The organism is Rodentibacter rarus (genome assembly GCF_001998965.1).
GTDB lineage: Bacteria > Pseudomonadota > Gammaproteobacteria > Enterobacterales > Pasteurellaceae > Rodentibacter > Rodentibacter rarus.
Window position 1 is genome coordinate 1 of sequence record NZ_MLHJ01000012.1, and the last position, 22593, is coordinate 22593.

Here is a 22593-nt window from a genome sequence, read left to right on the forward strand (position 1 = left end):
TTTTATAACGGACACACGCAGTGTGTCCCTACGTTTTGGTTAAAATTTCTGTTTTGTACATTTGCTACATAATACCGGAATTTTTTTATAAAAAATCGGTCTATGAAAAGGTTTTTCTAACAAACAAAAAGGAACAATTTATGGATTTTAATCAAATTTTAAATCAAGTTGTTAACATCGCTAAAAACTCAGCGAGCAATTTGCAAACGGGTAATTCAACATTGGATAACATCACCAAAGTGGGCACTGGTGCGGCAATCACAGGGATTTTATCGATGATTTTAGGGCGTTCCGGTGGGGCGAGTTTGGCAAAATTAGGATCACTGGCTGTGTTGGGCAATCTTGCTTATCAAGCGTACCAAAATTATCAAAAATCCCAACAGGCGCAACCGATGATGTCCGCCAATGAATTTGATGTATTAAATTCCACATCCCAACAGGATGCAAGTGCCTTGATTTTACGCACGATGATCGCTGCAGCCGCTGCCGATGGTGAAATTACCGCAGAGGAAAAACAAACCATTGCTAATGAAATTGGTGATAATGCAGAATTAGCACAATGGGTTGAACAAGAAATGGCAAATCCGATAAGCATTGCGGAAATTGCCCGCCAAGTGGGGAATGATACGGCATTGGCTGCAAATGTTTATCTTGCCGCCCGTTTAGTGAGCAAAGAATTATCCCGCAAAGAAATTGTTTTTCTGGCGAACTTAGCAGAAGCGCTAGGATTAGATGAGGCGCTGGTGGAACAATTGGAAAAACAAGCCGGTTTTTAAATGTGAAAGGGGATGAAAAATCCCCTTATTTTTGACCACACTTTTATAGGGCTTTCCCATTATACCTTTAACCAAAAGGTGACCGGGCCGTCATTGGTGAGGCTGACTTGCATATCCGCAGCAAAACGCCCGTTTTCTACTGGAATTTTTTCAGCACATTTTTGCGAGAAATACTCGTAAAGTTCATTCGCTAAGGCAGGATCCGCCCCTTTAGAAAAACTGGGGCGTAAGCCTTTTTGCGTATCTGCCGCTAAGGTAAATTGGGATACCACCAACAATGCTCCCCCCGCTTGCTGAACATTCAAATTCATTTTGTCGTTTTCATCGCTAAAAATTCGGTAATTTAACACTTTTTCGGCAAGTTTATCCGCTTTCGCGCGGTCATCCTCTTTTTCCACGCCGAGCAATACTAATAATCCTTTGCCGATTTGCCCGATGGTTTCACCGTTTACCTCTACACGAGCCTGTGTCACACGTTGTATTAATGCAATCATGGTATTTCCTTCATTTATTTGATTTTTTAACCGCACTTTTGTTGTTTGATTTCTTCTAATACGGCGGCAAGTTGAGCCCCAATTAATACCACTGTCCAGCTTAGTTGGATCCAGAGCAACATAATCGGTAGGGTTGCCATTGCACCGTAAATCAATTGATAAGAGGGAAAGGTCACGATATACCAAGTAAAGGCTTGTTTTCCCAAAGTGAAAAATACCGCAGCAATGAGTGCACCGGCGGCAGAATGTTTGATACTAACTTTCTTATTGGGTACGACCATATAAAGCACGGTGAAAATAAACCAAGTAGAAAGAAAAGGCACAAAACTAAGCAGTTTTAACCCAAATGAGAGATGTTCTGAGGTTTCAAACACCGTTTTTATATAGGCACTGGCGGCAATGCTTGTACCGATAAGCAAAGGCCCTAAAGTTAAAATTAGCCAATAAATCGCAAAGGAGGTAAAAATCGGGCGTGAGCTGCTATCTTGCCAAATGCCGTTTAAGGTGCGATCAATGGAATTGATCAACATTAACGCCACGGCAATTAAACTCACAATACCCACCGCACTCATTTGCTTAGAGTTGTTCACAAATTCATCAATATATTGACCTACCACATCACCGGCAGAAGGGGCGAAATTGGTGAAAATAAATTCTTTTAATGCTCCGGTGACCTCGTTAAATACAGGAAAGGCGGAAAAAATAGAAAAAATCACCATAATTAACGGCACAATGGCCAACATTGTGCTGTAAGTGAGCGAGCCTGCTGCCTGCGTTAATTTATTTTCATTAAAGCGCCGCCAAAATTGTTTAAAGAAAGTGAAATCTGTCATAACCACGCTCCACAGCAATGTTTAAATTTTTTACCCGAACCACAAACACAAGGCTGTTTCATTGTCGGTAAAGGCACGGTGGGATCAATAAAATACCAACGCCCACCAATATTGACAAAAATAGACCGCTCTTGGTGGGATTGCTCTCCCTCCTTGCCTTGAAAAAGGGCATTAAACTCCACCGCACTGTGGCTTTTTGTGAGGGGTTCTGTTTTTAGAATTTGTAGACCAAGCCATTGTGTGTTATCAGCCCAATTTTGTAAGGCTTGAACATTTAAGTGGGGTTGTTGATTGGGCACAGTGGTTTCCACAATATAGGGAATGTTTTTCAATACATAGGCACAATAACGTGAACGCATCAGTTGTTCTGCGGTTTCCGGTAAGGCTTGGTGATGATGAAATACTCCACAACAATTTGCATAATTTTTGTCAGATTGACAGGGGCAAAGTGCGGTCATTTTATCGGTCATTTTGAAAGGTCCTGATTTTACTTAATTGTGAGTTTAACGAACGTTTAAATGCCGCTGCTAATTGTTCAATGGCTAACGCTTGTTCTAATTCTTCCCTTGTCGGTTTGCCGGATAATAACTGATTTAAATGGCGAATGGTGAGAGATGAATAAGGTCTGTGTTGTAATATTAATTCATCACCTTGTGCGATCTCCCCTTCTTCGATGACCCGTACATACCAACCGCTCCAGCCTGAATGATAAATTGTTTTTTGGGTTTCGGGGTTATGGGTGTTTTTTGATAAACGCTCGCAGGGTTTGCGTGGTTGGGATACTTCCAAAAGGGTTGAACCGATTTTAAAGCGATCCCCCACACAAACGGAATCTTCATCAAATCCGGATACGACAAAGTTTTCGCCGTATATAGCGGTGCCCTGATAAGAAAAATCCTCACCTAATAAATCATTCAAGGCTGAAAATGACGTTTCAGACATAAAAAATAAGGCTTTATCCACACCGCCATGGTGCTTTTTTAATCCCACATCGTTACCGTATGCACCAAGTTTATGGATTTTGACTGAAGGCACCGGCTGTTTGCGGATGGCACTTTCATAGGTTGAACCGTCAGCGAAAGTTAGTAATTCGACTTTCCCGATTTTAATCACCAGAATTTTGGCTTTTGACATTTCCTTTCCCCTTTTTATAAAAACGCACAAAATTATACCGTAAAATCACTTAAATTTTGACCGCACTTTGTTTTTTCCTTATTATCTTGTTCAATCAATACACAATAAAAAGGAACATTTATGCAATATGATCTCGCCCGAACAGAGCAGGGAAAAACACTGGGTATTACGGCAAAAATGGCAAATCGACACGGATTAATTGCCGGTGCGACAGGGACGGGGAAAACCGTCACCCTACGCAAAATTGCGGAGGCATTTAGTGATGATGGTGTGCCGGTTTTTTTAGTGGATGTCAAAGGTGATCTCTCAGGTTTGGTTAAAGCGGGGCAATTGAGCGGTAAAATTGCCGAACGTATTGAACAATTTGATTTAGGCGGTGAACACTATTTAAACGGTTATCCGGTTTCTTTCTGGGATGTATTTGGCGAAACCGGGATTCCGCTACGCACCACCATTTCTGAAATGGGACCGTTGTTACTTTCTCGTTTGCTAAACCTCAATGCCACGCAAGAGGGATTGCTCAACTTAGTGTTTAGAGTGGCCGATGATAAAGGCCTTTTACTTATTGATTTAAAAGATCTTCGTGCAATGCTGAAATATGTGGCGGAAAATGCCAAAACTTTCCAAGTGGAATACGGCAATGTTTCTGCGGCGAGCGTGGGGGCTATTCAGCGTGCTTTGCTCACCCTTGAAAATGAGGGGGCAAGCAACTTATTCGGCGAACCGGCGCTCAATCTTGAAGATTGGCTACAAACCCGTGATGGGCGAGGGGTCATCAATGTTCTTAATTCCGAAAAATTGATTAATTCACCAAGAATGTATAGTGCGTTCTTACTCTGGTTGATGTCTGAACTGTTCGAACAATTGCCGGAAGTGGGTGATCCCGATAAACCGAAATTTGTCATGTTTTTTGATGAGGCACATTTGTTATTTGACGGTGCGCCGGCAGTATTGGTGGAAAAAGTGGAACAGGTGGTTCGCTTAATTCGCTCCAAAGGGGTGGGGATTTATTTTGTCACCCAAAACCCGTTGGATTTGCCGGATACGGTTTTAGGGCAATTAGGAAACCGTGTGCAACATGCCTTACGAGCCTTTACTCCACGAGATCAAAAAGCCGTTAAATCTGCTGCTGAAACCTTCCGTGCCAATCCTGCAGTGAATGTGGTGGAAACGATTTCAACCCTTGGTGTGGGGCAAGCATTGGTTTCTTTCTTAGATGAAAAAGGAATGCCAACCCCTGTTGAAATAGCTTATATTTACCCGCCGAAAAGCCAACTTTCACCGCTTTCTGCCGAAGAACGTTACGCATGGGTGAAAGATGATGAGCTTTATTCTTTCTATAAAGATTATGTGGATAATGAATCAGCCTTTGAAGTATTAAATGCACAAGCCGACCTTGCGGCGGTTCAACAAAAACAAGCGGAACAAGCACAACAGGAAGAAGAAAACGGCATTTTAGGCAGCCTCAGCCGTATGATTTTTGGCTCTCAAAAACGAGGGGAAAAACTTAGCCCAACAGAACAAATCATCAATAGCGTGGCGAAATCCGTAGGGCGTAATATTCGTAATCAGGTTACGAAACAAATTATGCGTGGTATTTTGGGTGCATTGAAAAAATAATAAACCAAAGTGCGGCCATTTTTACCGCCAAATTTAAAATAAGGAGATAATTATGTCAGACGTATTTCATTTAAACCTCACCAAAGCCCAATTAAAAGGGGCAACCATTGCTATTGTCCCGGGTGATCCCGCACGCAGCGAGCGTATTGCCAAACACCTTGATAATCCTGAATTTCTCACCAGCACCCGAGAGTTTACCTCTTGGTTGGGTTATCTCAACGGTCAGCCGGTGGTGGTTTGTTCGACAGGGATTGGTGGGCCTTCCGTTTCCATTTGTGTGGAAGAATTAGCCCAACTTGGTGTGCGTACATTTATTCGTATTGGCACAACGGGTGCAATTCAACCGCATATTAATGTAGGCGATATTCTTGTTACCACAGGCGCTGTGCGTTTAGATGGCGCAAGCCGCCATTTTGCCCCATTGGAATATCCGGCAGTAGCTGATTTTGAATGTACCACCGCACTGGTTAATGCGGCAAAAGAGAAAGGGGCTGAACCGTTTGTGGGGATCACCGCTTCCTCCGATACTTTCTATCCGGGCCAAGAGCGTTATGACACTTACAGCGGAAAAGTCTACCGTGATTACCAAGGATTGCTCAAACAATGGCAAGATCTCAATGTAATGAATTTCGAGATGGAATCCGCTACATTATTTACCATGTGTAATGCATTAGGATTACGCGCCGGTATGGTTTCAGGGGTAATTGTCAACCGCACACAACAAGAAATCCCAAATGAAGCCACCATAAAAGCCAGTGAAGAAAAAGCCATTTCCGTGGTCGTGGAAGGGGTGAGAAAACTATTAGCTTAGTCGAACAAAAAAGGCGTTTTGGAATTTCAAAACGCCTTTATTTTTAACCGCACTTTTAACTATTCGCTCTCGCAAAAGCGGCGGCCTCATTGATTAATTCATCGCTTGGGCGTTGGTGGGTGTAGAGTTCAAATTGCTCCACCGCCTGTAAAACAATCACTTCTGCACCGGAAATAATTTGTTTGTCTTGGCTTTCCGCATATTGAATAAATGGGGTTTCTGCAGGGATCGCTACCACATCAAAGGCAACATTTGCCGCATCAATCATCGATTTCGGAAAGGCGAGATCGGCTTCTTCTTTTCCCCCTTTCATACCAATTGGGGTGACATTGACTAAAATCTCAGCCTGCTGATTTTCCAAGCTATTGATATAGCCATAGCCATAAAGTGCGGCCAAATATTGACCTGTTTTTTCATTTCGGGCATAGACTTTTAAATCATCAAAACCGCTATTTTTAAAGGCAGCGACAACCGCTTTTGCCATTCCTCCGCTGCCTTGCACAATCACCGAACGGTTTTTATCTAGTTGATATTTCTCAATTAATTTTACAATCGCAATGTAATCGGTGTTATAAGCACGCAAAAAGCCATTGTCATTGACAATGGTATTGACCGATTCAATGGCTTGGGCAGATGGGTGAATTTCATCTAAAAACGGTATACAGCTTTCTTTGAAGGGCATAGATACCGCACACCCCCGAATACCTAGAGCACGCACGCCTTTCACGGCGTGTTCGATATCCTGCGTAGTAAAAGCCTTATAAATGAAGTTTAATCCCAGTTTTTCATACAAATAATTGTGAAATTTTGTACCAAAATTTCCCGGTCTGCCGGAAAGGGACATACAAAGTTGGGTATCTTTATTGATCATTTTTTATTTTCCTGATTAATTTTCCAAAATAGTGTTAACGCTCGGTAAAGCTCTCTGAAAAAGTAGATTGCAAAGGACTTAGTAAATAACTGATGACAGAACGTCTACCTGTTTTAATTTCAGCACTCACTATCATACCGGCAGTTAGATTGACCCGATGATTTTCTATAATTAAGTAATCTTTGTCCAGCTCAATAATTGTCGCAAAAGTAAGTCCTGTCTTTTCAGTTTCAATCGCATCAAAACTAAGAGATTTTACTTTCCCTGTTAAATAACCGTAGCGAGTATAAGGAAATGTTTCTATCTTTATTGTGACTTCCTGTCCTTGACGAATAAACCCAATATCCTGATTGGCGATTATCGCTTTTACCTCTAATTTATCCCGCCTTGGGACAACCACCATCAGAGGTTGAGCGGTAGTCACAACACCACCAATGGTATGCACGGCTAATTGTTGGATTGAGCCTGTAACAGGGGCTTTAATTTGTGTTGTTTTTTGACGCTCAGTATATTTTTCTTTTTCAAAAATAAGTTGCCTAATTTGTTCGTTCGCTTGTCTTAGAGAGTCTTGAGTATCTTTGGTAAAGGTATTTGTTAAAAGTTCTTTTTCATCTTTTGCTTGTTGAATTCCTGCATTAATTTCATTTAATTTACTTTCTAATGTTAAAATCTCGTTATTGATATCAAGAAACTTTGCTTTTTGTTCTAAATATTGATGTTTAGAAATGGCATTTGATTTTAATAATTTAGCGAGGTCATTCGTTTTTTCTTTTTCTAGCTTTTGTAAAGAGTGATATTTGTTAATTTGCATTTTTATTGTGACATATTCGGCTTGTTTTTGCTCTAGTAATGCCGCTGCTTTTTGTTGCTGAAGAAGGTAAGTATTAAATTGAGTTAAGATTAATTGCTGCGATTGTTGTAGCTCAACAGAAGATATTGATTCATCATCAATTTGTAAATAGGGTGGTGTATTAGAGTAAATGGAATTTAATAACGCCTCCGCTCGAGCTTTAGCTAATTTAGCACTATTTAATGCTTGATTTGCTTTTTGTAATTCTTCTTTTGCACCTAATGAGGTTAGTTCTAACAACAATTCACCTTTTTCAACTAATTGTCCATCATTAACATAAATATTCTCAACAATAGCATTTTCAATGGGTTGAATAATTTTACTATTTCCACTATAAGCGATTTTTCCGGTGACAGTAGAAACAATATCCACCTTACCGAAAATAGCCCAAATACAGGCTATTAAAATAAATAGCATAATCAAATGGCTTGATCTGCGGGGTAACACAGAAACCGGTTTTTCCATTAATTCCAAATGGGCAGGCAAGAAATCATATTCATTTTCTTCACGAACAGGCGTATCTAAACTCTTACGAATTTTCCAAACTTCGCAAAAATGGTGAATATAATGATGCAAAAAACTTAATATTGCCTGAAAATAAGTTTTCATCATTTTAATGACCTAATTGCAAGTGATATAAATAATGATATAAACCTTGAGGATTATTGAGTAATTCTTTATGTGAACCAAATTCTATTTGTTTTCCTTTTTCTAATACGAGAATTTTATCGGCAATTTGGACGGTAGAGAGGCGGTGGGCAATGATGATGACAGTTCTATTTCGGCAAATTTGTCGCATATTTGTCATAATGACTCGTTCGGATTCATAATCCAAAGCGCTGGTTGCTTCATCAAAAATTAAAATCTTAGGATTTGTAATTAAGGCTCGGGCAATCGCAATCCTCTGGCGCTGCCCACCCGATAATCCCGTTCCTTGTTCCCCAACAATAGTGTCATAGCCATTATCTAACTCACAGATAAAATCATGAGCCCCGGCAAGTTTTGCTGCATAAATCACTTTTTCAATCGTTATCCCGGGGACACTAATCGCAATATTATCTCGAATACTTCGATTTAATAAAATATTGTCTTGTAATACTACGCCAATTTGTTTACGTAACCAATTAGGCTCAAGTAAAGTTAAATCTTGCTCATCAATTTTGATTTTCCCTCTGGTTGGTATATATAAGCGTTGAATTAATTTAGCAATGGTGCTTTTCCCTGAACCTGAACGCCCTACAATACCAATAATTTGACCTTCAGTAATAGAAAAAGATAAATCATCAATGATTGTATTTCCCTGTAATTGATAACGAAATGAGACTTGCTCAAAAAGAATATTACCTTTAATTTTCGGTAAAGAAAGATTGTTTTTTGATTTTTCAGTTGGCGTATTTAAAATATCACCTAAACGCTCTACCGAAATTCCCACTTGTTGAAAATCTTGCCATAATTGTGCAAGGCGAATAACCGGCATTGCGACTTGTCCAGCAAGCATATTAAACGCAATAAGTTGTCCTATGCTTAAATCACCGCTTATCACAAAGTGAGCCCCAGCCACAAATTAATGACCATCACCATTTTTTGAATAAATTGAACGCCTTGTTGTCCTATGACTGCAATTTTAGTAACTTTAAACCCGGCGTGAATATAGGCGGCTAATTGTTTGTCCCAACGATCAATCATTTGTGGTGAAACAGCCATTGATTTAATCATATTAATTGCCGTAACGGATTCCACTAAAAATGCTTGATTATCAGCATTGCGGGCAAATTTGGTATCAAGGCGTTTACGTAAAATAGGCGTAATAAAAATAGACCAAATAATATAACAAGGTAAAGAAAGTAAAACGACTAAAGTGAGCCATTTACTATAAAACCACATAACCGAAAAGAATAAAAAAGAAAAGCATAAATCTAAAACGGAGGTTAATGCTTGCCCGGTAAGAAAATAACGAATTTGTTCTAGCTCACGTATTCTTGCTATGGTATCGCCAACTCTACGGGTTTCAAAATAAGCCAAAGGGAGTTTTAATAAATGTCGAAATAATCTTGCGCCAAGTTCTACATCAATCCGGCTGGTCGTATGGGAGAAAATATAAGTCCGTAAACCGCCTAAAATAATTTCAAAAAACACGGTAACAACAAGAGCGAAAGTGACGACATTTAAAGTATTAAACCCTTGATGAACCAATACCTTATCCATCACAACCTGAAAAAAGAGCGGTGTAATTAAAGCAAGAAATTGTAAAACAAGCGAAATGCCGATCACTTCTAATAAAATTCGGCGATATTTAATTACGGCAGGAATAAACCAAGTAAAATCAAATTTAGCAAGCTGTCCGAGAACAGAGGCTCGAGAGGTAATCGCAATAATTTCACCACGATAACGCTGTTTAAATTCTTGCTCGGATAATATTGTGGGTTCCGGTAAGGTTAAATCTTGAATTAAGTAACGATGATGTTGTTCGTCTATGCGGGCAAGAATAAAATGTTTTCCCTCGGTGTTATCCCACACTAAAACAGGTAAATGACAATAAGGTAAACGAGAAATTGGCTTAGAAAGTAACCGCACTTTTAGCCCTAAAGATTTTGCCGCCAATAACCAAGCTGTTTGGGTTAAACCTTTCCCTTCAATATCAAATTGATATTTAATACTTTCTTCCGTTGCTGCAATATCGTGATATTGCGCTAAAAGAATTAATCCCCTCAATGCAGGATCAAAATTTTGATTATCTTCCATTATTATTTCTCATTTTTTCGTTTATTTTTCATTAATAATCTGATTTTATCTTTTCTGTCATAGGGAAAATGATATTGATAAGTGCATACCTTTTTGGGGTTACTTATGATATTAAGAAAGAATGCAACGGTAACCATTAAGAGACCATAATATAAAAATGGGAAAAATATTACTGTTATAGCTGTATCCCGAATAAATGTATTTCTACGAGCAACTTCAGTTAATGGAGTATAATCTATGTAAACTAAAAATATAACCATAGCAATAAATAAAACTAATCCTATCATTACAAAAAATTTTAATAGTAATATTTTGAATTTATTTGTCTCTATAATAGCACCTAATTCTATTAACTCCTCCTTTGATATGGTTTTATATTTAAGCGTTAATGCGAGAAGAAAACCGGATATGGGAGCAAAAATCATGACTATATTTGAAATAATTTGAGATTGAAAAGGGTAACGTTGAGAGAAAATCAAATGTTCTTTAATTAAAATATTATCTATGAATAACTCAAAACTTGTTTTTGGATAATCATTAAAGAAGACTATAACAAAAATGAATAATAAAAGAATAATAATCAGATTATAAGTGAGAAATTTATCATTGTAGTTTGATTGATAGTATGTTTCTTCTTTTTTCATTTTAATCCTCATATTGATCTAATTTAGTTCTATAATTATATTTATCTATTCTTTATTAATGATTTAACTTTATCTTTTCTATTATAAGAAAATTTATATTGGTATTTAAGAAAATTAATAGGATAAAATAATAGTAAACATCATTAATAAAGTTGAACAGCCATAAAAAACATAAGGTAGAAATATTAATGTTGCTAAAGAATCTCTAAAAAATGAAGTTTTTATTGCTACTTCATCTAAAGGAGCGTAATCAATATAAATAAAAAATATACACATAAAAATAGAAAGTGATAAAGATAAAACCCCACCAATCTTTATTAAAATTATTTTAATAATATTTTTTCTATCGTAATTCCTAAATCATTGAGCTACTTTTCTGATAAGTAACAAAATTTAGTTTTTTTTGCAAGAAAAAAAGCAGATATTATAGGAAAAACCATTAATAAATTTGATATAATTTGAGATTGAAATGGGTAAATCTGAGAATAAACCCCTTTATCTTTGATTAAAAATCTATCTAAAATTTTTTCAAAATGTGTTTCAGGTATATCATTAAAAAAATAACCACAAATATAAATAGGAGTAATGCACCAATCAGGTTATATTTTATCATCTTTTCATTAATATTTACCCTTGGGTATTTTTTATCTTCCATATTATTTCTCATTTTTTCGTTTATTTTTCATTAGTAATCTAATCTTATCTTTTCTATCATAGGTGTAAGGGAGCTTATATTGATACTTAAAAAATTTTATAGGATGAAAAATGATAGTGAAGAAAAGACTCATTACCAACATTGAACACATATAAAAAAGGTAGGGAAGAAATATAACCATTATAAAGGAATCCCTAAAAAATGTTGTTCTTATGGCTACCTCATTTAATGGGGAATAATCTATATAAATAGGATATGAACATATAAAAATAACAGCTAACATAAAAGATAGAATTATAACTTTTATCAAAAAAATTTTTATAGAATTTTTCTCTATAATCCCTCCTAAGTTTATTATTTCCTTTTCTGATAGATAATTAAATTTAACAGCCAGTGACAGAGATAAAGCTGAAATAGGAGTTAACCACATGATTAAATTTGATATAATCTGAGATTGAAATGGGTAAATCTGAGAATAAATCCCTTTATCTTTGATTAAAAATCTATCTAAAAATTTTTCAAAATGTGTTTCAGGTATATCATTAAAAAAAATAACCACAAATATAAATAGGAGTAATGCACCAATCAGGTTATATTTTATCATCTTTTCATTAATATTTACCCTTGGGTATTTTTTATCTTCCATATTATTTCTCATTTTTTCGTTTATTTTTCACTAGTGATCTAATCTTATCTTTTCTACCATACCAAGGGATCTTATATTGATATTTAAAAAAGGTAATAGGATGAAAAACAAGGTTAAGGAAAAGACTCATTACCAGCATTGAACTCATATAATAAAAATAGGGAAGAAAGATAACTGTTACAAAAGAATCCCTAATAAATGTTGTTCTAATCGCTATCTTATCTAGTGGAGCATAATATATGTATATAGGAAATAAACATATAAATATAGCTGCAAATATAGAAACTATCATAACAGTATTATTGAAAAAATTTTTATAGAAATTTTTTTCTACAAAACCACCTAAATTTATTATTTCCTGTTCTGATAGATAATTAAACTTAATAGTTAGGGATAGGGATAAAGCCGAAATTGGCGTCAGCCACATGATTAAATTTGATATAATCTGAGACGGAAATGGATAAATTTGAGAATAAACACCTCGATCTTTAATTAATAACTCATATAAAAATATTTCGAAGTCTGTTTCCGGTGAATTATTAAAAAAAATAATGACAAACAACAAGATAAATAACATTGAAATCAAGTTGCAATTTAAAACTTTATCATTAAATCCTATCCTAGGATATTTTTTATCTATCATAACTTCTACAAATAAATTCTATTGATTGATTTATTAAGACGTTCTAAATTATCTGACAAATATATAACGTCATTATTTACATTAACAGCAAATAAAGACATGTTATTAACTAATTGATTGATATCAATAGACACATCATTTCCTATTTGTAAGGTCTCTAACTTATTGAAAAAAGATTTTCGTTTTATACCAAAACCACGTTTTCGGACTGTTAGTTTATTAAAATCTTTTATTAAAATACTCTCATTAGTTTGAGGAAAAGAAAGGCGTAAATCCAAGTTTTCTTTAGTAAAGAGAATATCTTTTCCATAAAAAGATTCATCAAGATAAATTTTATCATTGCCATTATTATCATAAATAACATCATTACCAATTGATCCAGAGAAATAATAAACATCATCACCATCTTTTCCTTCAAGACGATTATTTTCTCTATTTCCTTGTAGAAAATCTTTTCCATTACCTCCTACAAGAGTTGTGTTTTTTTGGGGAGAAAATAGTTTTCTATCATAGAATTCATACTTAATACTATTTTTCACCTGATTATTCTTATTTTTAATAATGTTAAGAATATCATTATAATTTAAAGACTTACCATTATGAAAATTAATACTAATATTTTTATTAATTTTTAATGATCCTATTTTTTTGAAAATTTGATCTATAGAAATTGAGGAATTAGTATCAATGAAAGATAATTTAAGTTTATTATTTTCTAATGTAAAATAGGTTTTTTCAAATTCTATTCCTTTTCCAAGTAGAATTTTATCATTTCCTTTATTATCTATAATGGTGTCATTCCCATCATCAAAATTAAATTGATAAATATCATCCCCCTCTCCCCCTTCTAGATAATCATTACCTTTTCCGCCTTCTAATATATCATTACCCTCTCCCCCAAAAAGTTTATCGTTGCCTAAATCACCAAATAACGTATCATTTCCATTATTACCATAAAGCGCATTGTTTCCACTATTTCCTTTAAGGATATTATCGTCACGATTTCCGGTAATCCTTGAATTTTTATTCCCTGATAATTGGGCATTTTTGATATTTTCCGGTAGATTTATATTGCCACTTGCTGATAAATAATGATCTTTAGTCAAAGAAAAAAGTTCTCCATCTTTATTAAATAGGCTTTTATCAGTGAACAACTCAGTGATATTCGCTTCATTTGCAAAATAAGCAGAAAAAATAGATGTCCCAATAGAGAATAGCTTGAATATTCTAAGATGAGGGGATATATTAAAAACCATGCTGAGACTTATTACAAATAACTTAGAAATAATTTCTCCTGCTTTTGCCCCAATTAATCCCTCTAGGGCATCTCTTGTAAACTTCTCTAGTTTTGACCAATCACCCTCAACATAACCTTTCTTAAGATCATCAACAAATTCAGAGTAAGTGAGTGTTTTACCAATTAATCCCAATCTTGTGGAAAAAATATTTTTTATTTCGGTAGCTGTTCTTAATGCTTCAGCTTCAGAAAGTTTGCCTGCTTTTTGTAGGGCTTCTCTATATTTATTTTCATCCTCTATGAGACCTTTAAGGGTACTTTCTGAAATACTCATCGTATCTTTAATTTTTCCAAGGACATCTGAATTTTGGTTATTTGATGGGGTATTTTTTACTTTTTTTGAGAGTTCCTCTACCACCCGAAAATTCCCTTTTAAACTATCCAAATTTCCATTGTTAGAATTTAATAATTCTTGAACAGTCATCGTTCTCACTGCACTACTCGGGTTATCATTTTTTAGAAATTCTTCATCTGTAACATCAAATCCAATAAAAATACGACGTTCACCGGTTTTGCTATCATAGCCTCCGAAAATAATTCCATCGTTATCCCGCTGATCAAAAATAATTGTTCTTCCTTCTATCACTTCAGCTAAGAGATATTTCTTTCCTTTAACCGAATAAACAATATACGTGTTTCCCCTTTTAGATACCGTCCAGAACTGAAATGTATCTCTCGTTGATAATGTGAGACCCTTAAATTTTATTGTTTTATTTCTCTGACCGCGGTTACTATATTTGTCGGAATCACTTCTATTGTTATGATTCTCACTACGTTCCGTTACCTCAATTGTATCTAGGCACGTTGTATCTTTGTCACAATCAAATCTACCCATATTTTTCTCCTACAATTTAGAGATAGTCTCTATTTAGATAAATGATTAAGGTTAATCCCTATCAGGAAATCTATTAATAAGATAAGTTACAGACATATTTTGTATTCCTGATTTCCTTTGTTGTTGCAAAAAATTAGCAATAATCCCATTGTTGCTTTATTTACTCGGCAACAATCTAAAACCAGCTGAGTACTACAAAATAAGAAAAGAAGGATCTTTGTATAGAAATATAGAGAAAAGAATTGAAATCTAAAGGCTTGACTATAAATCTATTATTGATTAAATCAATTAAATTTTTATAAAACTGTGATTCTTGTCACAATAAATTTAGAGCCTTAAGCATATTAAGTTAAGGCTCTTTTCACTCAAATATTCAAATTCATTCCATCATCAATAAAATATTGGTTCATTTCAAATGCCGGTTTGGCGGCTTTGTCTTTGCCAATAATTCGGGCAGGAACCCCGGCAGCGGTGGCGTATTCCGGCACGGGTTGGAGCACCACAGAATTTGCACCGATTTTGGCATATTTGCCCACTTCAATATTGCCAAGGATTTTTGCACCGGCACCAATCATCACGCCTTCTCGCACCTTCGGATGACGATCACCGGATTCTTTGCCTGTTCCGCCTAAGGTCACCCCCTGTAAAATGGACACATCATTTTCAATCACCGAGGTTTCTCCAACCACGATACCTGTGGCGTGATCGAACATAATGCCATGCCCAATTTGGGCGGCCGGGTGGATGTCCACATCAAAGGCTACGGAAATTTGGTTTTGTAAATAGAGGGCGAGGGCTTTTCGATCTTGTTGCCATAAATAGTGGGTGATTCGATAGCTTTGGATGGCGTGAAACCCTTTTAAATAAAGCAAGGGAGTAGACCACAATTCTACCGCAGGATCCCGTTGGCGTACGGCTTTAATATCGCAAGCGGCATAATCAATAATCGCCGGTTCGGCGAAATAGGCCTCTTCGATAATTTCACGCAAAGAAATTGCCGGCATAATAGGATTGGCTAATTTATTGGCGAGCAAATAACTTAACGCACTGCCCAGATTTTGGTGTTTTAAAATGGTGGAATGAAAAAAGCTCGCAAGCATGGGTTCGTGCTCTGCTAATGTTTTCGCCTCTTGACGAATATGTTGCCATACTTCTAATGTCATTTTTCCTCCTTATTCGCCTTTTCGTTCACGCCCAAGTAAGCTGCGAACAACATCTTGTGCATTTTTCCCGCAAAAGAGAATTTGATAAATTTGCTCTGTAATGGGCATTTCCACGCCTTGTCGTTGGGCGAGGAGATAAGCCTCTTTTGTGTTGTAAAAACCTTCCACGATCTGCCCGATATTTTCCATTGCCGCTTGTGCCGTTAAACCTTCACCCAACATCAGCCCAAAACGGCGGTTGCGTGATTGATTGTCGGTACAGGTTAAGACAAGATCCCCTAAACCGGACATTCCCATAAAGGTGTTGGGATTTGCCCCTAAGGAAGCCCCTAATCGGCTGATTTCTGCAATGCCCCGGGTAATTAATGCCGTGCGTGCGTTAGCGCCAAATCCCATTCCATCGGAAATACCGGCACCAATAGCAATAACATTTTTAATTGCCCCCCCCAGCTGCACCCCAATCATATCTGTGTTCACATACACCCGAAAATGCTTGCTGCAATGAATGCGAGCCTGAAATTCAAGAGCAAATTGTTCGTTATTGGAAGCGAGGGTAATAGCTGTGGGTAAGCCTTGCGCCAGTTCTTTGGCAAAGGTGGGGCCGGAAAGCACAGCAAGGGGATAATTTGTACCCAGTTGTTCTTCCGCCACAGTTTGTAAAAGCCGTCCGGTGTTTCGTTCTAACCCTTTGGTTGCCCAAATAAGGCGATGATGAGGTTGTAAGTGCGGTTGGATTTGGGTGAGAATTTCATTAAAGGCGTGGCTCGGTACTACGATTAAAATGTCTTGTGAACGGTGGAGTGCCTGTGCCAAATCATCTTCTATGTGTAATTCTTCAGGAAAAACGATATCAGACAAGAAGCGGCGATTTTGACGTTCAAACCGCATTTGCTCTATATGTGTAGGATTGTGCCCCCAAAGATAGGTCGGGGAGCCGTTACGTGAGAACGAGATTGCCAATGCCGTACCATAGGAGCCGGCACCAAGTACAGTAATGGGTGATTGAGGTTGCATAATTTCCCCCCAAAAAATAAAGGGCAAGCCTAAACCTACCCTTTTTTATTAAGAATTAATGTTGCGTTTCTTTCTTTTCTTCAGCTTGAGTATTTTCCGCCTCTTGCTGACGATTCATATATTCAATGAATAAGGCATCAAAGTTCACCGGAGAAAGATTTAATGCCGGGAATGTGCCTCGATTCACTAGACTTGAAACGAGTTCACGGGCATAAGGGAACAGCATATTCGGACATTGTGAGGTTAAGCAATGTGCCATTTGCACCTCTTCTAAACCACTAATGGTGAATACACCGGCTTGTTTCACTTCACAGAGAAAAGCAAGATCGCCGGAATCTTCCATAGTCGTTTCCACGGTGATATTTAAGGTGACTTCATATAAATCATCACCTAATTGCACGGTTTCTGTGCTTAAATCGAAACCTAATTTTGGTTTCCATTCTTGATGAAAAATATGGGGAAGATTAGGCGCTTCAAAAGAAACATCTTTGACGTAAATACGCTGAATTTGTAATACGGCTTGTGATTCTTCCGCAGCCATTTCAGGTTGTTGGTTTTGTTCTGACATAATCATTGTTCCTTATTTGTGTTTTTTAACGATAGGTAAATTCGCCCCCATCCAAGCGGAAATCCCTTCTTTTAAGATATAAACCTTCGCAAATCCTTGTTTCACGAGTAATGCAGCGGATGCCGGTGCAGATATGCCGTTGAGATCCACTAAAACTAAAGGTTTTTCTTTGTGTTGTTCAATTTTACCGAGATTGGCATTTTTGATATCGCTTGGGAGTAAATGGATACTGTTAATGATATGACCACGTTGGAATTCATCTAGAGTACGAAGATCGATCACAATGGCATCTTCATTGTTGATTAAACGAATCACCTCAGGGTGGGCGATCACTTTAAATTTTTCTGTTGCAGATTTGAAAAAGGTGTAAATCACCGCAGCGAAAATGGTAAACCAAGAAACGGTTAATAAAGTATGTTTTTGTGCAAATTGAATTGCATCAGGCAGAAATTCTTGCATTGTTATCTCAATATTAATGTTAAGTTAAATTTAGGCTGAAAGAGGGCTTAAGTATAACCGCACTTTGGTTTTCTTTCAAAAAAATTCTTGTTTTACAAAGGGAAGTGGGAAAAAACAGAAGATTGACAGCAAGTGTCAATCTTTTTATGAATTAGTATGCACTTAAAATTTGATGAATGTGTGTGATGGCTTTATCCAATGCTTCTTTTGAGATAATAAGCGGTGGCAATAAGCGTAAGGTATTTCCTCGGGCAGAAAGGGCGAGTATCTCTTTTTTGTGGAGTTTGCCTAGCACCTCCTCGACAGGAACGTGGTCTGCTAACTGTATGCCCAGCATAAAACCTTTACCGGAAACACGTTTTACCACAGAAAGTGCGGTCAATTCTTTCGCTATTTTTTTTAACAGCCATTCTCCTTTGGTTTGCACTTCTTCAAGTAATATCGGTGTCATATGATCGAGAACTTGATTTGCCGCTGCCATCGCAATCGGATTGCCACCAAAGGTGGAGCCGTGGGAGCCGTATTGAAATGCTTCCCCAAGGTTTTTCTTAGCGATGACCGCACCACATGGTAAACCGTTTGCCAGCCCTTTTGCGAGGGTTATGATGTCCGGTTGAATATCGTAATGTTGATGGGCAAATAATTTCCCGGTTCTCCCCATACCGGTTTGCACTTCATCTACAATCAGTAACACGCCTTGTGTTTGGCATTGTTTTTCTAAGGCGATTAACCATTCGGTATCAGCGACCGTTACCCCTCCTTCACCTTGGATGACTTCCACGAAGACGGCGGCGTAATCCGAAGTAATCGCAGATAATGCGGAAATTTCATTGTAATGAATAAAATCAACATCATTTAATAATGTACCAAATCCGGTTTTAATCGCCTCATTACCCGTGATAGAGAGCGCCCCCATTGTTCGCCCATGAAAAGAATGATGAAATGTCATAAGTTTATGTTTACCGGTATATTTTCGGGCTAATTTGATTGCGGCTTCATTGGCTTCCGTCCCTGAATTACAAAAAAAGACCAATTGTTCTTCGTCTTTTACGAGCTTTTTCGCCACCTGCTCTTGAAGTGAACTATGATATAAATTGGAGGTATGCCATATGCAGTGTAATTGTTGGGTTACCGCCTGATTAAGGGGCTCTAGGTTGTAGCCGAGATTGCACACACCAATCCCGCTGGTTAAATCTAAATAGCGTTTTCCTTGATTATCTGTGAGATATACTCCCTCTCCGTGAATAATTTCAAAGGGGAAACGCTTGTAAGTGTTAAATAATAAACTCATTTAATCTTCCTTAAATATCGTGCCTTCATTGAATGTATTTGAACAAATTTTCACATAAGGTACGCCCTTTTCGAGGGCATAAAAGGCGGCGTTAATTTTAGGCTTCATTCCACAACCAATCACATTTTCGGCTTGTAATTGCTGGGCTGTTGTTGGGGTTATGGTTGAAATTAACCGTCCTTCTTTTAATACACCGGGAACATCGGTAACCAAGTAAAGGGCTTCAGCCTGCAATAATGTCGCAATTTCAGCGGCGGCATTATCACCATTAATATTTAATCTTCCACCTTGTTGGTTTTGTGCCAAGGGGGCAACGACGCCCACATAGTCTTGTAACAATGTTTCAAAAAGTGCGGTGTGAATATGGGTTATTTTTCCCACTGCACCGAATGCGATAGGATCAATTTCCTCACCTTGAATAGACGCATTAGTAATCGTATTTAACCCCATTGCCGAGATCTGATGGGATGCGAGCTGCTGCAAAATTTGCGGTTGAATTAAGCCTAATAACACCATTTGGGTGATTTCTAATGTGGCAGCATCGGTGATGCGGATACCGTCTTTTTTCATCACAGGTAATTGCAATTTTTCACAATATTCGGAGATTTTATTGCCTCCACCGTGAACCAACAGAACGGCTTTTCCCGCCGCCCGCCATTGCTTGAGCTGTTGATAAAATATCGGAGTAAGCTCCGCGCCGGCATTACCACCCATTTTGATGACGATAAGATTTTTCATTTTTCCCCCTCATTAGGTTGCATAAGAGGCATTAATATTCACATATTCGTAAGTTAAATCGCAGCCCCAAGCTTGCCCTTGGGCGTTGCCAACCTGCAAAAAAACATCAATAAAAATGACCGCACTTTTTAAGGCTTCGCTGACCTCGTTTGGGTCAAAATTAGCGGCTTGACCTTTTTTCACCACCGATATTTGGTTGATATTGACGCTAACCGTTGCTGGATCGAGATGAATTTGTGAAGCGCCGAGAGCGCTCACAATTCGCCCCCAATTTGGATCCGCACCGAAGATAGCGCTTTTCACTAAACTTGAACCCACAATGGATTTCGCCGCAATTCTGGCTTCTTCTATGGTTTTAGCGCCTTGCACATTCACTTCAATCAATTTTGTTGCCCCTTCACCGTCTTGTGCGATCATTTTTGCCAATTCGGTGAGCATAAATTGATAAGCCTGTTTAATGAGCGGGTAATTGAGGCTTTGTTCGGTAATTTCCTGATGACCGGCTTGCCCGTTTGCCATTAATAGCACCATATCATTGGTGGAAGTATCACCATCAACAGTGATTTGATTGAAAGTTTGTTCCGTTAATTCACTAAGCAGAGATTGCAATGTCTTGGCTTCAATAGCGCAATCTGTTACTACGAAGGCTAACATAGTCGCCATATTTGGGTGGATCATGCCGGAACCCTTGGCAAAACCGGTGAGAGTGCAGGGTTTTCCGTCAATCTCAAGACGGAGGCAAAGGGTTTTGGCTTTGGTATCGGTGGTTAAGATCGCTTGGGTGATGAAATCGTTTTGTGTTTTTTCCAGCTTTGCAATGCCCTGTTGCATTTTATCCATAGGTAATGGCGTGCCAATTAAGCCGGTGGACGCCACGCCGACAAGATCGGGCAAAATGCCTAATTTTTCTGCCACCCATTGTTGTTCCGATAGCACGTCTTGCACACCTTGTTCGCCGGTGCAAGCGTTAGCAAACCCACTGTTCACCACAATAGCCTGCAATTGTTGTGTTTTTTTAACCAGATTTTTTGTTATCACCGTCGGTGCTGCACAAATTTTATTGGTGGTATAAACACCGGCAGCATTCGCCACCACATCAGACACCACCCAGCCTAAATCCAATTTGCTATAACGCAACCCTGCGTGTACCGCATCGCTGCTGTAACCTTTTGGCCAGCAAAATGCTTGTTCTTGCCATTTTGTTTTGTTCATGCTTTCCTCCATTACTTAAGGGAATAAGGGAAACTGCGGTAAACCGACCGTCTCCTCAAATCCAAAATATAAATTAAAGTTTTGCACCGCTTGCCCAGCTGCACCTTTCATTAAATTGTCGATCACAGAGACGATGGTGACGATTTTTGTGGAAGGGTTCCACATCACACCGATATCGCAGAAATTGGAGCCGACCACCTCTTTAATGGTGGGCAGTTGTGCGCCTCTAAAACGCACAAAGGGCTTTTCTGCATAACATTGTGTAAAAATGTTTTCGATGATTGACTGTGTAACCGGCTGGGTAAGTTTTGCATAAGTATTCACCATAATGCCACGAGTGATGGGTAATAATGTGGTCGAAAATTGAATTTGTTGCAAACTTGCATCCCAATCACTTAATTGTTGGGTGATTTCGGGAATATGTTGATGTTGATTTAAACGGTAAACCCATAAATTTTCGTTGATAAAGGGGAAATGTGTCGATGTTGTCGGATTTTTACCCGCACCGGATACGCCGGATTTTGCATCCGTAATAATGGAGCCTGCCTCAACCATTCCGGCTTTTGCCAAGGGCGCTAGACCTAATAAGGTTGCAGTGGCATAACAACCCGGATTGGCAATATAAGGAGTATAGTTTGTGGTAAATTCAGGCAACGCATAGGTGATTTTGTGGGCAGGTGATAATTGCCGCCCTTTTTGGTGATACCAATTTTCATAGAGCTGTTCGCTTCTCAAGCGGAAATCGCCGGATAAATCAATGACAGGGAAAGCGCTATCAATTAAGGGTTGCATTAACTTCCCTGTGACCCCCGAAGGGGTGGCACAGAATAGGCAATCCGTTTCTTGTTGAATATTTTTTACATCAAATGGTTTGATTATTATATCGTTTTTCCCAAGTGCGGGAATGCGCTCGCTGAGCATTTGCGTTTCTTGTGTGCTGCCATAAAGTATGACTTGAGAGACTTTCGGATGTTGTGCCAGTAATGTGTAAAGTACCGTGCCGCTATAACCCGTAATGCCGATAATGCCAACTTTCATATTTACTCCAATAAGATTTATTTTGCATATTTATGCAATTATTTAGAATAAATATATTAATTTAACGTGCATGTCAACCCAAATATCGTAAAAATGTTAGCTGGTCGAACCAATTTATTGGAAAAAATAAAATGTAGTGGTGATTGGAGGGGCTGATAAAAAATATTATTTTTGATGATCAAGATCATCTTTTTCTCTTTTTGCCATTCCATCTTAATCGGTTTAGTTAGAAGATAGCAGGGAATTTATTATCCCTATG

At 37.8% G+C, this 22593-nt stretch carries 21 protein-coding genes and 1 pseudogene; 3 read left to right on the plus strand and 19 right to left on the minus strand.

All coding sequences use genetic code 11. The annotated features are described in order from the left end of the window. The first annotated feature begins 140 nt into the window (after positions 1-140). Positions 141-776 carry a tellurite resistance TerB family protein gene (locus BKK50_RS01670; RefSeq protein ID WP_077414709.1) on the plus strand — a complete coding sequence of 212 codons (636 nt, stop codon included), beginning with the start codon at positions 141-143 and terminating at the stop codon, positions 774-776. 59 nt (positions 777-835) lie between these two features. On the opposite strand, the gene dtd is transcribed toward BKK50_RS01670, so the two are convergent. Genes dtd through BKK50_RS01690 form a run of 4 tightly spaced genes read right to left on the minus strand, consistent with a single transcriptional unit; the run spans position 836 to position 3237 of the window. Next, positions 836-1270 (minus strand): D-aminoacyl-tRNA deacylase, encoded by a 435-nt coding sequence (gene dtd / locus BKK50_RS01675; RefSeq protein WP_077414711.1) that lies wholly within the window; start codon positions 1268-1270, stop codon positions 836-838. Positions 1271-1296: 26 nt separating this feature from the next. After that, entirely contained in the window at positions 1297-2103 is an 807-nt protein-coding gene (locus BKK50_RS01680) for a virulence factor BrkB family protein (RefSeq protein ID WP_077414713.1), read from the minus strand. Then, a complete protein-coding gene (locus BKK50_RS01685) occupies positions 2100-2573 on the minus strand; it encodes a YchJ family protein (protein WP_077414715.1) in 474 nt (157 codons plus the stop codon). Before BKK50_RS01685 ends, BKK50_RS01680 begins: the two co-directional genes overlap by 4 nt. Next, the gene (locus BKK50_RS01690; protein ID WP_077414717.1) at positions 2563-3237 is read right to left on the minus strand and encodes an MOSC domain-containing protein; all 675 of its coding nucleotides are present in this window, start codon (positions 3235-3237) and stop codon (positions 2563-2565) included. The genes BKK50_RS01685 and BKK50_RS01690 overlap by 11 nt, the downstream gene beginning before the upstream one ends. A 120-nt stretch (positions 3238-3357) precedes the next feature. Between BKK50_RS01690 and BKK50_RS01695 the strand changes: the two genes are divergently transcribed. Then, positions 3358-4857 (plus strand): helicase HerA-like C-terminal domain-containing protein, encoded by a 1500-nt coding sequence (locus BKK50_RS01695; protein WP_077414719.1) that lies wholly within the window; start codon positions 3358-3360, stop codon positions 4855-4857. Between the two features lie 52 nt (positions 4858-4909). After that, positions 4910-5668, plus strand: a complete 759-nt coding sequence (udp, locus tag BKK50_RS01700) for a uridine phosphorylase (protein ID WP_077414721.1) — start codon at positions 4910-4912, stop codon at positions 5666-5668. A 55-nt stretch (positions 5669-5723) separates the two neighbouring features. Here the strand turns inward: udp and BKK50_RS01705 are convergent, their stop codons facing one another. The 15 genes and pseudogenes from BKK50_RS01705 to argC form a co-directional block, all read right to left on the minus strand. Further along, the gene (locus BKK50_RS01705) at positions 5724-6539 is read right to left on the minus strand and encodes a shikimate 5-dehydrogenase (RefSeq protein ID WP_077414723.1); all 816 of its coding nucleotides are present in this window, start codon (positions 6537-6539) and stop codon (positions 5724-5726) included. A gap of 34 nt (positions 6540-6573) precedes the next feature. Continuing rightward, complete coding sequence (locus tag BKK50_RS01710) at positions 6574-8001, minus strand: HlyD family type I secretion periplasmic adaptor subunit (protein ID WP_244149403.1); 1428 nt, start codon at positions 7999-8001, stop codon at positions 6574-6576. Between the two features lies 1 nt (position 8002). Next, positions 8003-10131, minus strand: a pseudogene (locus BKK50_RS01715) (type I secretion system permease/ATPase). A 2-nt stretch (positions 10132-10133) separates the two neighbouring features. Then, the gene (locus BKK50_RS01720; RefSeq protein WP_077414725.1) at positions 10134-10775 is read right to left on the minus strand and encodes a hypothetical protein; all 642 of its coding nucleotides are present in this window, start codon (positions 10773-10775) and stop codon (positions 10134-10136) included. Positions 10776-11431: 656 nt separating this feature from the next. Then, a complete protein-coding gene (locus tag BKK50_RS01725) occupies positions 11432-12076 on the minus strand; it encodes a hypothetical protein (protein WP_077414727.1) in 645 nt (214 codons plus the stop codon). Between the two features lies 1 nt (position 12077). Beyond that, a complete protein-coding gene (locus BKK50_RS01730; protein ID WP_077414729.1) occupies positions 12078-12719 on the minus strand; it encodes a hypothetical protein in 642 nt (213 codons plus the stop codon). Between the two features lie 5 nt (positions 12720-12724). Further along, positions 12725-14851 carry a calcium-binding protein gene (locus BKK50_RS01735; RefSeq protein ID WP_077414731.1) on the minus strand — a complete coding sequence of 709 codons (2127 nt, stop codon included), beginning with the start codon at positions 14849-14851 and terminating at the stop codon, positions 12725-12727. Positions 14852-15216: 365 nt separating this feature from the next. Further along, on the minus strand, positions 15217-16014 hold the full coding sequence (cysE, locus tag BKK50_RS01740; protein WP_077414733.1) for a serine O-acetyltransferase: 798 nt from the start codon (positions 16012-16014) through the stop codon (positions 15217-15219). A 9-nt stretch (positions 16015-16023) separates the two neighbouring features. Then, positions 16024-17028, minus strand: a complete 1005-nt coding sequence (gene gpsA / locus BKK50_RS01745) for an NAD(P)H-dependent glycerol-3-phosphate dehydrogenase (RefSeq protein WP_077414735.1) — start codon at positions 17026-17028, stop codon at positions 16024-16026. 55 nt (positions 17029-17083) lie between these two features. Further along, positions 17084-17596 (minus strand): protein-export chaperone SecB, encoded by a 513-nt coding sequence (gene secB, locus BKK50_RS01750; protein WP_077414737.1) that lies wholly within the window; start codon positions 17594-17596, stop codon positions 17084-17086. Positions 17597-17608: 12 nt separating this feature from the next. Next, complete coding sequence (locus tag BKK50_RS01755) at positions 17609-18055, minus strand: rhodanese-like domain-containing protein (RefSeq protein ID WP_077414739.1); 447 nt, start codon at positions 18053-18055, stop codon at positions 17609-17611. Between the two features lie 151 nt (positions 18056-18206). After that, positions 18207-19346, minus strand: a complete 1140-nt coding sequence (locus BKK50_RS01760) for an acetylornithine transaminase (protein WP_077414741.1) — start codon at positions 19344-19346, stop codon at positions 18207-18209. Continuing rightward, positions 19347-20084, minus strand: coding sequence for an acetylglutamate kinase (gene argB / locus BKK50_RS01765; RefSeq protein ID WP_077414743.1), 738 nt, complete (start codon positions 20082-20084; stop codon positions 19347-19349). It lies immediately after the preceding gene. 12 nt (positions 20085-20096) lie between these two features. Next, positions 20097-21296, minus strand: a complete 1200-nt coding sequence (gene argJ / locus BKK50_RS01770) for a bifunctional glutamate N-acetyltransferase/amino-acid acetyltransferase ArgJ (protein ID WP_077414745.1) — start codon at positions 21294-21296, stop codon at positions 20097-20099. A gap of 15 nt (positions 21297-21311) precedes the next feature. Further along, the gene (gene argC / locus BKK50_RS01775) at positions 21312-22334 is read right to left on the minus strand and encodes an N-acetyl-gamma-glutamyl-phosphate reductase (RefSeq protein WP_077414747.1); all 1023 of its coding nucleotides are present in this window, start codon (positions 22332-22334) and stop codon (positions 21312-21314) included. Between the last annotated feature and the right edge of the window lie 259 nt (positions 22335-22593).